Origin of the sequence: Paraburkholderia youngii (genome assembly GCF_013366925.1) — a bacterium.
Classification (GTDB): Bacteria; Pseudomonadota; Gammaproteobacteria; order Burkholderiales; family Burkholderiaceae; genus Paraburkholderia; species Paraburkholderia youngii.
The window spans coordinates 2183660-2195882 of record NZ_JAALDK010000001.1 but is presented as its reverse complement, the minus strand read 5'-3'; the positions used below and the strand labels follow the sequence as shown (position 1 = coordinate 2195882).

The 12223-nt window shown below is 63.5% G+C and carries 11 protein-coding genes; 9 read left to right on the top strand and 2 right to left on the bottom strand.

What is annotated here, in order from left to right; genetic code table 11:
* Positions 1–3: 3 nt before the first annotated feature.
* The 3 genes from G5S42_RS10155 (at position 4) to G5S42_RS10145 (ending at position 2943) form a co-directional block, all read left to right on the top strand.
* Positions 4–1428 carry an efflux transporter outer membrane subunit gene (locus G5S42_RS10155; protein ID WP_176106628.1) on the top strand — a complete coding sequence of 475 codons (1425 nt, stop codon included), beginning with the start codon at positions 4–6 and terminating at the stop codon, positions 1426–1428.
* Between the two features lie 191 nt (positions 1429–1619).
* On the top strand, positions 1620–2555 hold the full coding sequence (gene panE / locus G5S42_RS10150; protein ID WP_176106627.1) for a 2-dehydropantoate 2-reductase: 936 nt from the start codon (positions 1620–1622) through the stop codon (positions 2553–2555).
* 88 nt (positions 2556–2643) lie between these two features.
* Positions 2644–2943: a hypothetical protein gene (locus G5S42_RS10145; protein WP_176106626.1), complete on the top strand. Its 300-nt coding sequence runs from the start codon at positions 2644–2646 to the stop codon at positions 2941–2943.
* A 21-nt stretch (positions 2944–2964) separates the two neighbouring features.
* On the opposite strand, the gene G5S42_RS10140 is transcribed toward G5S42_RS10145, so the two are convergent.
* Positions 2965–3402: a carboxymuconolactone decarboxylase family protein gene (locus tag G5S42_RS10140; RefSeq protein ID WP_176106625.1), complete on the bottom strand. Its 438-nt coding sequence runs from the start codon at positions 3400–3402 to the stop codon at positions 2965–2967.
* Positions 3403–3520: 118 nt separating this feature from the next.
* Here G5S42_RS10140 and pdxR point away from each other — a divergent pair, with 118 nt between their 5' ends.
* From pdxR to G5S42_RS10110, 6 genes are all read left to right on the top strand, one after another.
* Complete coding sequence (gene pdxR, locus G5S42_RS10135; RefSeq protein WP_176106624.1) at positions 3521–5008, top strand: MocR-like pyridoxine biosynthesis transcription factor PdxR; 1488 nt, start codon at positions 3521–3523, stop codon at positions 5006–5008.
* A gap of 375 nt (positions 5009–5383) precedes the next feature.
* Positions 5384–5836, top strand: a complete 453-nt coding sequence (locus G5S42_RS10130) for an HU family DNA-binding protein (RefSeq protein ID WP_013092256.1) — start codon at positions 5384–5386, stop codon at positions 5834–5836.
* A gap of 412 nt (positions 5837–6248) precedes the next feature.
* Complete coding sequence (locus tag G5S42_RS10125) at positions 6249–7658, top strand: circularly permuted type 2 ATP-grasp protein (RefSeq protein ID WP_176106623.1); 1410 nt, start codon at positions 6249–6251, stop codon at positions 7656–7658.
* 117 nt (positions 7659–7775) lie between these two features.
* Positions 7776–8726: an alpha-E domain-containing protein gene (locus G5S42_RS10120; RefSeq protein WP_176106622.1), complete on the top strand. Its 951-nt coding sequence runs from the start codon at positions 7776–7778 to the stop codon at positions 8724–8726.
* Between the two features lie 12 nt (positions 8727–8738).
* A complete protein-coding gene (locus tag G5S42_RS10115) occupies positions 8739–9539 on the top strand; it encodes a transglutaminase family protein (protein WP_176106621.1) in 801 nt (266 codons plus the stop codon).
* Positions 9540–9658: 119 nt separating this feature from the next.
* Positions 9659–10531, top strand: a complete 873-nt coding sequence (locus G5S42_RS10110) for a proteasome-type protease (RefSeq protein ID WP_176106620.1) — start codon at positions 9659–9661, stop codon at positions 10529–10531.
* A gap of 147 nt (positions 10532–10678) precedes the next feature.
* Here the strand turns inward: G5S42_RS10110 and G5S42_RS10105 are convergent, their stop codons facing one another.
* Positions 10679–11884 carry a porin gene (locus G5S42_RS10105; RefSeq protein ID WP_176106619.1) on the bottom strand — a complete coding sequence of 402 codons (1206 nt, stop codon included), beginning with the start codon at positions 11882–11884 and terminating at the stop codon, positions 10679–10681.
* Positions 11885–12223 lie beyond the last annotated feature (339 nt).

Below are 12223 nucleotides of genomic sequence, written 5' to 3'. Positions count from 1 at the left end.
AACATGAAACGGATGGTGATGAAGTTAGTGGCGGGCGCGGCATTTTTGACGCTCGCGGCCTGCGCGGTGCAACCGGCCACGCACGCGGATTTGCCGCATGCGGTGCAGACGCTGGCTCCGGCCGCCTGGAGCGTCGACGCACCGCAAGACAGCGTGAACACCGATGCCTGGTGGGCGCAATTCGGCGACCCGGTCATGCATCAGCTGATCGAATCGGTATTGAGCGGCAACCTCGACGTGCAGGCCGCGGCCGAGCGTGTGAAGCAATCGCAGGACCTGGTGACGCAGAATCGCGCGGCTCTGCTGCCGGAGCTGAATGCGAACGCGGGCGCATCGACCGAGCGGCAGAATACGCCGCCGCCGCTCGGCTATGTGCGCCAGGCCGGCTTTGGCCTCGCCGCGAGCTGGACGCCTGATGTGTTCGGCGGCGAACGGCTCGCGGTGCTCGCGTCGCAGGCGCAGGTGTCGGGCAGCGTTGCGGCGCTGAACCAGTTGCGGCTCGCGCTCGCGGCGAACACGGCGGCTGCGTATATCGATCTGCGCTGGGCGCAGGCCCAATTGCAGATCCTCGACGACAACGAGCAGATTCGCAGCCGCGCGCTGAAGCTCACGCAGCAGCGTCTGCATTATGGACTGTCGACTCAGCTCGACGTCGCCCGTGCGCAAAATCAGTTGCAGGACTTGCAGGCACAGATTCCGCGCATGCAATCGACGGTGCAGCATCAGCTGAGCCTGATCGCCGTGTATTCGGGGCGTACGCCGGAAAGTCTCGATACGCTGCTGCTTTCCAACGCGCGCGAGATTCCGGTGCCTGCGCAAAACGCGCCGCAGGTATTGCCGTCCGACGCGTTGCTGCATCGGCCCGACGTGCGCACCGCTTATGCGCTCGTCGAACAGCGTGCGGCGGAAGTGGGAGTATCGAAAGCCCAGCGCTATCCGCAGTTCAAGATCAACCTGACGAATGGGCTGCTTGCATCGTCGTACCTCGGCTTGCCGACGCTGACTGACAATCTGTTCAGCGCCGCGTTGAATGCAACGAGCCCGATCTTCAACGCCGGGCGAATCACCGCGAACATCGACGCGAGCGAGAGCCGCATGCGCGAATCGCAGCTCGGCCTGCAGCAGACGATGCTGCAGGCGCTGAAGGAGGTCGAGGACAATCGCAGCGATCTCGTCAGCGGCGCGGCGCAGGTGCAGCGCCTCGCCGGTGCGCTCGATGCGTCGAATCATGCGCTGCGTCTGTCGACCGAGTTGTACAAGGGCGGCGCGTCGAGCTTCCTCGATGTGCTCGACGCGCAGCAAGCGTATCTGCGCGACTCCGAGTCGCTGAACCAGGCGCGGCGCGAGCATGCGCTTTCGGCGATCGCGCTGTACCGGTCGCTTGGGGGCGGGTGGGAGCAGGGGGAAACGGTCGCGTCCGGACAGTAAGGCACGCGATAGCGCGATTGCAGCCAGAAGGCGCGGGACTTTGAAAGCGTTCGCGCCGCAGTTGAGCCTCCCCGGAACCGATTCCCAATCTTTGCTACATTCTGCACAAGAAGCACACACGCGGCACTATCGGGATGCGTCCACCAGCGACGCGCATGATCGGCAAACCGAAATCTTTCAAGAGGCTCACGATGCGAATTCTGGTAGTAGGGGCGGGCGCGGGAGGCGGGTATTTTGGCGGACGTCTGGCGGCGGCGGGGCAGGACGTGACCTTCCTCGTCCGCGCCGGTCGCGCGGAGAAGCTGCGGCGCGACGGCCTCGTCATCAACAGCCCACGGGGCAATCTCCAGTTGCGGGACGTGAAGACGATACTGGCCGGTGTCGCCAGCGAGCCGTTCGACCTCGTGCTGCTGAGCTGCAAAGCCTACAGTCTCGATGACGCAATCGATTCGTTCACGCCATTCGTCGGCGAAGAAACGCTGATCCTGCCGATGCTCAACGGCATGCGCCATATCGAGGTGCTGAGCGCGCGCTTCGGCAAGGAGCGCGTGCTCGGCGGCCAGTGCGTGATCGCCGCGACGCTCAATGCGGAGCAGCACATCATGCATCTGAACGACATGCAGGCGATCACGTTCGGCGAACTCGTGGGCGGCACCTCGGAGCGCACCCAGGTGATTGCCGATGCGATGTCGGGCGCGAAGTTCGACGTCGCGGTCAGCGACAACATCCTGCTGCGCATGTGGGAGAAATGGGTGTTCCTCGCCACCTTGGCTGGGAGTACCTGCTTGATGCGCGGTTCGGTCGGCGATATTCTGGCTGCGCCTGACGGCAAGCGCGTGATCGAGAATCTGCTCGGCGAATGCCGCGCGGTGGCCGAACACAACGGCTTCACGATGGACGCGGACTTCGACACGCGCGCCGCCCAGGTGCTGCTGACGCCGTCGCCGCTGACCGCGTCGATGTTGCGCGACGTCGAAAACCGCTCGCACACCGAGGCGGATCATATTCTCGGCGACCTGATCACGCGCGGCGGCGACGCGCAAAAGGGCGAACACGCGTTGTCGCTGCTGCGCATCGCCTATAGTCATCTGAAGACGTACGAAGCGCGCCAGACCCGCACTTCCTGACGGCTCGCCGCGGCCGGCGCGAACGCGGATCGGGCGAACGGCGCGCCGCGCGCGAGCGCCGCCGCAACCTGACGATCGGAGGTCAAGCATGCCGACTCCCACTGGCTCGGTGCCCGCGCTCAGCGCCGCTTCCGCGACCGTGTTCTCGATCGGCATCGTGTTTCTCGGCTACTGGGGCATGTATGAGCCGACCGCCTGGCATAAGGCCGACATCGTGGTCTTCGTGCTCGCGCTGGCCGGTTTCGCATGCCTCGGGCTCGTGCCTTGGATGGCGACGAGTCCCGTCGAGCCGGAGAACAGCGACTCGCGCGTGCGCATCGCGCGGCATCTGTTTCTCACGGGCGTGACCGCGATCTGGCTCGCGGTGGCGGTTTCCGTGATCTTCTGAGGCCCCGCGAAGGCGCGCCGCTTACTCGGGCATCTTCCTGAACGACACCGCAATCCGGTTCCAGCCGTTGATCGCAACGATCAGCAGCGTCAGGTCACTGATTTCCTGCTCGCTGAAATGCGGCTTCACTGCTTCCCATACCGTATCCGGTACGCGCGTTTGCGCGACCAGCGTCACTGCCTCCGTCCATTCGAGCGCCGCGCGTTCGCGCGCGGTGAAAAACGGCGCTTCGCGCCACGCGGCCACCGTCGCGAGACGCCGTTCGGTTTCGCCGTGCTTGCGCGCGTCGGTCACGTGCATGTCGAGGCAGAACGCGCAGCCGTTGAGCTGTGACGCGCGAATCCGCACGAGTTCGGCGAGCGTCTTGTCGATCGTGCTCTTGCCGATCGTTTCCTCGAGCGCGAGCATCGCGCGCGTGCCGCTCGGGCTGGCCTTGTAAAAGTCGAGACGTGCTTGCATCAGAGAGTCCTCGTGAACGTGCGAAGGGCGTCCAAATGGGCGTCCGTGGAGGTAAGCTTACGTTCGCCACTGGTCTTTCGAAATAACCATTTCGCCGTTATTTGAGGTAACCACCCGAATGGACATTCATATCGCGGTCGAAGGCCATCACGATCTATCCGGACAGATTTATCGACAGTTGCGCGCGGGCATTCTCGAAGGGCGTCTCGCCGGCGGCACGCGTCTGCCGTCCACGCGCGATCTCGCGACGCAGCTCGGTGTATCGCGCAAGACTACGCTCGATGTTTTCGAGCGGCTGCTGTCCGAAGGCTATCTGAGCGCCCGCGCCGGTTCGGGCACCTTCGTCGCCGACGGGCTCGAACGGCTGCCCGCCGAGCGCTCCGCGCAGGCGCGCGCGGCGGCTCGTTCGCGCGAGCGCGACGCCGCGCAAGCGAAGGCCGCCGCACGCGCGCAGCCGCTGTGGCAGCAGTTGCCCGACAGTCTGCCGTTGCCGCGGCCGTCGGTGCCGTCGCCGCTCGACTTCATCGGCGGAGCGACCGACAAGACGCTGTTTCCCTTCGACGTCTGGCGCCGCTGCGTGAATCACGCGCTACGCAGCCAGGCGCGCAGCCCCGGCACCTATCGCGAGGCCGCCGGTGAGCAGCAGCTGCGGCTCGCAATTTCGCGCTACCTCGCCTTCAACCGCGCGGTATCGAGCAACTGGGACGACGTGATCGTCACGCAGGGCGCGCAGCACGCGCTCGATCTGATCGCGCGCATCACGCTGCGGCCCGGCGAAATCGCGGCCATCGAAGACCCCGGCTACCCGCCCGCGCATGCCTGCTTCACGGTGACGGGCGCGCGCGTGGTGCCGGTTCCGGTCGATAGCGAAGGCCTGATCGTCGGCAAGCTGCCGGACAAGGCACGGCTGGTCTACGTGACGCCTTCGCATCAGTTTCCGCTCGGCATGCCGATGAGCCTCGAGCGTCGCGTCGAACTGCTCGAATGGGCGCAAAAACGCGGCGCGGTCATCATCGAGGACGACTACGACTGCGAGTACCGTTTCGAAGGCCGGCCGATGGAGCCGCTGAAGAGCCTCGATCGCGCCGGTCTCGTCGCCTATGTCGGCACGTTTTCGAAGACGATCTTTCCCGAGCTGCGCATCGGCTACCTGGTGCCGCCGGCGTCGTTGCACGGCCCGCTGCTGAAGGCGCGGCAGATCGCTGATTGTCACGGCTGCACGCTGACGCAAACGGCGCTCGCGGCGTTCATGCTCAATGGCGACTTCGCGCGCCATCTGCGGCGCATGCACAAGGCTTATGCGGCGCGCCGCGCGATGCTGCTCGAGCATCTGCAAGGCGACCTCGCGCGCTGGTTCGAACCGATCGTGCCGACTGCCGGCATCCATCTGGCGGCGCGGCTGAAGGGGCCGTTGGCGTCGCTCGGCGAAGAGGCGCTCGTCACCGCCGCGCGTGAAGCGTCGATCGGCCTCTATGGACTCGCGCCATTTCACCATCGCGTGACACCGCAGCCTGGGCTGATGTTCGGCTATGGCAGCATCGCGGCCGAGCATATCGACACGGCGCTGACGAAGCTCGCCGGCATCCTGCCGCGCATCGCCCGCTGAACCGGAACTCGGCGCAAGCGCGGCGTAGGCATCGCCGAAGCGTCGGGGTTGCGTTGCTTGACGTGTCAAACGAAGAAAATGCCCTGATTCAAGGGGCGAAAACACCAGCTCGCCTCGCCGCGACCACCTCGAAACCGCCGCCGAAACGAACTGTAACGAGCGTTACTCCTGCCTGTTAAAAACCTTGCCGCGCACGTTTTAGCCGCTAAAACAGGTACTAAAACGTGTTGGACCGTTGGCGCCACGCAAAAAACTTCATCGCAATACATAAAAGAGTCGCGCAAATCGCTTTAGCGCTTGTAGAATCCGGCGTTGAAGCGTGCACATACGGTGTGCGCTTCAAGCAATTCACTGACCACAACAGGTAGGAGAAACATGCCGACTTCCGCAAAAAAGGTGGCCAAGAAGGCTGCTGCCCCGGTACCGACCAAGAAGGTTGCTGCAAAGAAAGTCCCTGCGAAGAAAGCCGTCGCAGCCAAGAAGGTCGCCGTGAAGGCGTCTGGCGCACCGACGCCGATCAAGGACACCTTCACGAAGGCCTCGTTGGCAGCTCACATCGCTGAGCGTGCTGCAGTGGAACCGAAGACCGCCAAGGCTGTGCTGGCCGCGCTCGAAGACACGATCCTCGGCACGGTGCATAAGAAAGGCGCTGGCGAATTCACGCTGTCGGGTCTGCTGAAGATCGTCGTGCAGGCTGTGCCGGCGAAGAAGAAGCGCTTCGGCAAGGACCCGTTCACGGGTGAAGAGCGCTGGTTCCCGGCCAAGCCGGCAAGCGTGCGCATCAAGGCACGCGCGCTGAAGAAGCTGAAGGACGCAGCGGCTGCCTAAGCGCGTTGTTCTCACGCTCGGGCGTCGTTATGGCGCGGTTGTGTTTTATCATGCCTGACGTTTGAGTGCGTGAAAAAGCGCCTGCATGCAGGTGATCGAAGTCCCCGTGGATGAGAATCCGCGGGGACTTTTTTTATGCGCTCGCTTCGTAGCGCTCATTGCCTCCATTGGCGAAACGACGGGTGCGACTCTCATAGTGTGCTCCCTGATGGCGCGCGCGCACCTGACTGGCGCATCATGATCCACGACAGTACGATCAAGGCAATCCGACGCGCTGCGGATGCGCCGCTACCGTGCACGTCAACGCGCATCATCACGACATATTCAATGGCATAACGCTTGCTTGATCGAAGGTCGAATACCGAATGCGCAGCGCATTCGCCTTCTATTTGACAACAAGACTGGGGCTGACATGCGATGCTATGACGAGATGCGCTATCAGGACGATGGCGTACGGCCGCATTACGCGCGCTTCGAGCGATGGTTGGACAGCCAGGGCAACGAAGCGATCGCACGCAAGCGCGCGGAAGCGGACCTGCTGTTCAGGCGCGTCGGCATCACGTTCGCGGTGAACGGCGACCTGTCCGGCACCGAGCGGCTGATCCCTTTCGATCTGATTCCGCGCATCATCCCGCGCGGCGAATGGCAGACGCTCGAAGCGGGTTTGCGACAGCGCGTGCAGGCTCTCAATCTGTTTATCCACGACGTCTATCACGATCGCAACATCGTGCGCGCGGGCATCGTGCCGGCCGAGCAGGTCTATACCAACGCGCAGTATCGTCCGGAGATGCAGGGCGTCGACGTGCCGCTCGGTGTTTACGCGCATATCGCGGGCGTCGACGTGGTGCGCGCCGGCGACGAAGGCGAGTTCTACGTGCTCGAAGACAATCTGCGTGTGCCGTCGGGCGTGTCGTACATGCTCGAAAACCGCAAGATGATGATGCGGCTCTTCCCCGAGCTGTTCGTGCAGAACCGCATCGCCCCAGTCGCGCATTACCCTGATCTGCTGCTCGATACGCTGCGCTCGGTCGCGCCGGAAGGCGTCGACGATCCGGTCGTCGTCGTGCTGACGCCGGGCATGTACAACTCCGCGTACTTCGAGCATACGTTCCTCGCGCAGCAGATGGGCGTCGAGCTCGTCGAAGGCAAGGATCTGTTCGTCGACGACAACTACGTGTTCATGCGCACCACCCAGGGACCGAAGCGCGTCGACGTGATCTACCGGCGCGTCGACGACGACTTTCTCGATCCTCTCGCGTTTCGCCCCGACTCCGCGCTTGGCGTGCCGGGTCTGCTGACCGCGTATCGCGCCGGCCGTGTCGCGCTCGCGAATGCGATGGGCACCGGCATCGCCGACGACAAATCGATCTATCCGTACGTGCCCGACATGATCCAGTTCTATCTCGGCGAAAAGCCGATTCTGAACAACGTGCCGACCTATCAGTGCCGCAAGCCCGAGGACCTCGCCTATACGCTCGCGCATCTGCCGGAGCTGGTGGTCAAGGAAGTGCACGGCGCGGGCGGCTACGGGATGCTGGTCGGCCCCGCCTCGACGAAGGCCGAGGTCGAGGCCTTCCGCGAGCGGCTGATCGCGCGTCCGGCCGGCTATATCGCACAGCCCACTCTTGCGCTGTCCGCGTGTCCGACCTTCGTCGAAGCAGGCATCGCGCCGCGCCATATCGATCTACGGCCGTTCGTGCTGTCGGGCAAGACCACCACGATGGTGGCCGGCGGCCTCACGCGCGTCGCGCTGCAACAGGGCTCGCTCGTCGTCAATTCATCGCAGGGAGGCGGGACCAAGGATACCTGGATGGTCGACTGATGCGCGGCAAGCGGCACGCAATGAGCGTGCGCCGCCGTCGCTCAACGGATAACCAGCGCGGGCTTTCGTCGCTGACGAAGGCCTCGCGCGTTCAGATCACAGACATGGAACGCCGTCATGCTTAGCCGAACCGCCGATCACCTCTTCTGGATGGCCCGCTATATGGAGCGCGCGGAGAATACCGCGCGCATGCTCGACATCAACCTGAAGGCGCAACTGCTGCCGCAGACGCCCGAACAGGAGGCTCGCGCGCAGCGCTCGGTGCTGCGCATTTCCGAGCTCGAAAGCGCCTTCGCCCAGCGTTACGACGAACCGACGCGCGACCACGTGCTCGACTTCATGGTCGCCGACGCGAGCAATCCGTCGAGCATTCATTCGTGCCTGCAAGCCGCGCGCGAAAACGCCCGCGCGGTACGTGGCACGCTGACGACCGAGTGGTGGGAAACCATCAACGACACGTGGCTCGAATTCAACGAGCGGCTCGCGAGCGGGCAGGCCGCGGGCAATCCCGGCTCGTTGTTCGAATGGGTCAAGTTCCGCTCGCATCTGTCGCGCGGCGTGACGATCGGCACTGCGTTGCAGGACGACGCGTTCTTTTTCACGCAGCTCGGCACGTATCTGGAGCGCGCCGACAACACCGCACGGATTCTCGATGTGCGTTTTGCGAACGTCGAGCCGAACTCGCGCGACGCCGCGCGCCAGCTCGAGGACTTCTATTACTGGACCTCGATCCTGAGTTCGGTGTCGGCGCTCGAGATCTATCGGAAGGTGTATCGCGACGTCGTGACGCCCGCGCGCGTCGTCGAGCTGATGATCCTCAATCAGCAGATGCCGCGCTCGCTGCTCGCCTCGCTCGACGGCGTGTGCAGCAATCTCGCGATGCTGCGCACGTCGGGCTCGAACCAGTGCGAGCGCTTCGCCGGCAAGCTGCGCGCCGAGCTGCTGTATGCCGACATCCGGCAGATTTTCGAGAGCGGTTTGCATGGCTATCTGACGCAGTTCCTCGCTCGCGTGTTCGAGCTGGGCAATCTGGTGGCGCGTACTTATCTGATGCTGCCAGTGGCCTGACGGAGTTTTCTCATGTACCTGACGATCCGCCATGACACCTTTTACCGCTACGAAGCAACGGTTCATTATTCGATCCAGCAGTTGCGCCTGACGCCCTCGAGCGGCGCCGGGCAGACCGTGCGGCGCTGGAGCATCGACGCGCCGGGCAAGCTCGACGCCACACTCGACGCCTACGGCAACGTGCTGCATACGCTCGTCATCAACAAGCCGCACGATGAGATTCATCTGCGCGTGTCGGGCGAGGTGGATACGATGCCGCTCGTCGACGGCGTGCTGCGCGATCCGCCCGGTCCGATTCCGCTCGAGCATTTCACCTGCGCGACGCGTCTGACCGAAGCCGATGGCGCGATCCGCGAACTGGCGGAATCGGTGGCGAATCTGGCGAGTCCGGCAAGCCTGATTGCGCTTGCCGAGCAGATCGTGCACCGGGTGCAATACCGGCCCGGCGTGACCGAGGTCACGAGCACGGCCGCCGAGGCGCTCGCGCTCGGCAACGGCGTGTGCCAGGACCATGCGCATCTGATGCTCGCGTGCTGCCGCGCGCGCGGCGTGCCGGCGCGCTACGTCAGCGGTTATATCGAACCCGGCGACGTGCCGCATGGTGCGAGTCATGCATGGGTCGACGTTTGGCTCGAAGGCAAGGGCTGGATTTCGCTCGACGTCACGCATGCCGCGTTTGCCAGCGAGATCTACTGCCGCCTCGCGGTCGCGCGCGACTATGAGGCGGCGGCACCGGTGCGCGGTCGACGCATCGGCGGCCTCGAAGAGGAGCTTCACGTGGCGGTGGCGGTCAGCACGCAGATGTCGCAGTAGCCGCGTTGCAACGCTAAAGGCTGCGAAAAAGGCCATAAAAAAAGGCCGTAAACACGGATAAAAGGCGCCAGTGCGCCGCATTACAATAGCCCCGTTCCCTCGCGTTCTGCGGATTCGTTATGACTTACTGCGTAGCGATGGCCGTCAACGACGGCCTCGTATTCCTGTCCGATACGCGTACCAATGCGGGCGTGGATCACATCAGTACCGCGCGCAAGATGTCGGTGTTCGAGCAGCCCGGCGAACGCGTGCTGGTGCTGCTCGGCGCCGGCAATCTGTCGATCACGCAGGCGGTGCTGCACGAGTTGTCCGAGCCCGCCGATGCCAGCGAGCCGACGCTGTGGAGCGTGCCGACGATGGCCGACGCCGCGCGCGTGGTCGGCAGCGCGGTGCGCCGCGTGCACGAGCGCGAAGCCGCGGCGCTGCAGAAGTTCGGCGTCGACTTCAATTGCAGCTTCATTCTCGGCGGCCAGATCGCGGGCAACCGCATGCGGCTTTTCATGATCTACGCGGCGGGCAATTTCATCGAGGCGTCGGCGGTGAATCCGTACTTTCAGATCGGCGAGGCGAAGTATGGGAAGCCGATCATCGACCGCGTGCTGACGCCGTCCACACCGCTCGACGAGGCCGCGAAGTGTGCGCTGATCTCGATGGACTCGACGCTGCGCTCGAACCTGTCGGTGGGCTTGCCGCTCGATCTGCTGGTGTACGAGAACGATGCGCTGCGCGTCACGCGATTCGTGTCGATCGATCGCGACAACGCGTACTTCGACATGATTCACCGCACGTGGGGCGAGCGTTTGCGCCAGGTGTTCGCCGAGATTCCCGATCCGGACTGGCAGCAGTCGCTGGATGCGCCGTCGCCGCATCCGGAGCGGGCGCTGGTGCTATATCGCGCGCCGGTCGGCGCCGATGGGGTCGAGCATGAGCACGATGTGTCGCCCGCGCAGATTCTCGCGCAAGCCGACAAGGGCAAGGCGCAGCGGCGCTAGCTGGGTCGGATTCGGAGCGCGTGTCGCGCTCGTCGGAATCACACCAAAACCTCGGGACGAAAAAAAACCAGCCATCGGCATCGCCTGTGGCTGGTTTTTTGGCTACGCAGCTCGTCAGCTGCGTAGCAGGTCCGACTCGAAGTTCGATTAGAACTTGTGGCGGATACCCAGGCTGACCATGACCTGGTTGTTGGTGCTCGACTGGTTGCCGTACGAACCGATCGAAGCCGTCGACGGCACGAGGGTACCGGCACCCGTAGTAGCCGTAGCCGGAACGCGCTGGTTGCCGCTTGCGTGCTGCCATGCGCCGACCAGGTAGAAGTCCGTGCGCTTCGAGAGGTTGTAATCGCCACCCAGCGAAACCTGGTTGTAGGTCGCGGTTGCGTCGCCCGAGCCGTGCGTGTACGCATAGCCGATACCGAGCAGCGCTGCCGGCGTGAGCTGGTAGCCCACGTATGCGCGGCCGACGTTGTACTTCTGCGTCGTCGCGAAGCCCGAGTTTGCGTCCGGGCGGTACTGTGCGTTGCTGTACGACAGGTTGCCCGTCCACGGACCCGTCACGTACTGAACCGCTACCGAAGCGATGCCGATCGACTTCGAGAACGCATATGCCTGGTTGATGCCGGCGTTGTTCGGGAAGTTGGTGTCAAACGTGGCGCCCGGCGCTGCCGTACCTGCCCAGCCGCCTGCAGTCGCACGCGTAGCCGGCGAATTGGCATTGCTTGCGTGCAGGTAGCCTGCAGCGACGCTGAACGGACCCGTTGCATACGTTGCTGCGCCCGACCACGTTTGGCCCGAACCCGTCGCGCCTGCGACGCCGCCCAGAGCATACAGACCTTCGATCTGGAAGCCCGACCAGACCGGCGACACGTACTTCAGCGAGTTGATGACGCGGAAGCTGTTGTCGTTGTTGTCGACGTCGCCCGGCGTAGCGAACGTGCTACCGAAGTAGTTGTCGCCCGTCAGCGGCTGGATCATGTCGACCAGCGGGTCGTACTGACGACCGGCCGTGAACGTGCCCCATGCGTCGCCCGTCAAACCGACGTAAGCCTGCCGACCGAACATCGAGCCGCCTTGCTGCAGCTTGCCGGTGTTGATGTCAAAACCGTTTTCCAACTGGAAAATTGCCTTCAGGCCGCCGCCCAGGTCTTCCGTGCCCTTCAGGCCGAAACGGTTACCTTGGAGGTTGCCGCCAAACAATTGAACGAGGCTGCCGCCCTTCGGCGTAGCGTTGTTCACGTACTGGATCGACTCATCCAGCACGCCGTACAGGGTCACGCTGCTTTGCGCGTGTGCGATACCGGCGACGCCCAGGAGCGCCAGCGAGAGGGTAGACAGTGCGATTCGTTTCATCCATTTCTCCACGCAGATGATTGTTCGTTGTTGCGGAAAGCAGAATAGCTCAGCGCATCCGCCGGGTAGAAACGGAAAAAAAAGAGTGTCGCCAAAAACTGACAATCGAGGCAAACCCTTGTATTTAAAGCCATCAACAATTATTTCTGTTTGCGCAATATTTATTGGCCTGATGCGCATTATTGTTGATTTGTTGATAGTGACCGGGTGATTTGACGCACTTTCGGCGTCGATTTGCATGCTAAACGTAATCTAGTCGTCTACACGTCTGCCTGATTTTGTAGCGAAAGCATAAAGAAACAGCCAACAAAATGACTAGACAGGCTGGACAGAAAAGGC

Bases quoted from the DNA above. Each gene is read 5' to 3' on its own strand.
- pdxR (WP_176106624.1), top strand. From the start codon at position 3,521: ATGGACATTCATATCGCGGTCGAAGGCCATCACGATCTATCCGGACAG.
- panE (WP_176106627.1), top strand. From the start codon at position 1,620: ATGCGAATTCTGGTAGTAGGGGCGGGCGCGGGAGGCGGGTATTTTGGC.
- G5S42_RS10140 (WP_176106625.1), bottom strand. From the start codon at position 3,402: ATGCAAGCACGTCTCGACTTTTACAAGGCCAGCCCGAGCGGCACGCGC.
- G5S42_RS10145 (WP_176106626.1), top strand. From the start codon at position 2,644: ATGCCGACTCCCACTGGCTCGGTGCCCGCGCTCAGCGCCGCTTCCGCG.
- G5S42_RS10120 (WP_176106622.1), top strand. From the start codon at position 7,776: ATGCTTAGCCGAACCGCCGATCACCTCTTCTGGATGGCCCGCTATATG.
- G5S42_RS10155 (WP_176106628.1), top strand. From the start codon at position 4: ATGAAACGGATGGTGATGAAGTTAGTGGCGGGCGCGGCATTTTTGACG.
- G5S42_RS10105 (WP_176106619.1), bottom strand. From the start codon at position 11,884: ATGAAACGAATCGCACTGTCTACCCTCTCGCTGGCGCTCCTGGGCGTC.
- G5S42_RS10115 (WP_176106621.1), top strand. From the start codon at position 8,739: ATGTACCTGACGATCCGCCATGACACCTTTTACCGCTACGAAGCAACG.
- G5S42_RS10130 (WP_013092256.1), top strand. From the start codon at position 5,384: ATGCCGACTTCCGCAAAAAAGGTGGCCAAGAAGGCTGCTGCCCCGGTA.
- G5S42_RS10125 (WP_176106623.1), top strand. From the start codon at position 6,249: ATGCGATGCTATGACGAGATGCGCTATCAGGACGATGGCGTACGGCCG.
- G5S42_RS10110 (WP_176106620.1), top strand. From the start codon at position 9,659: ATGACTTACTGCGTAGCGATGGCCGTCAACGACGGCCTCGTATTCCTG.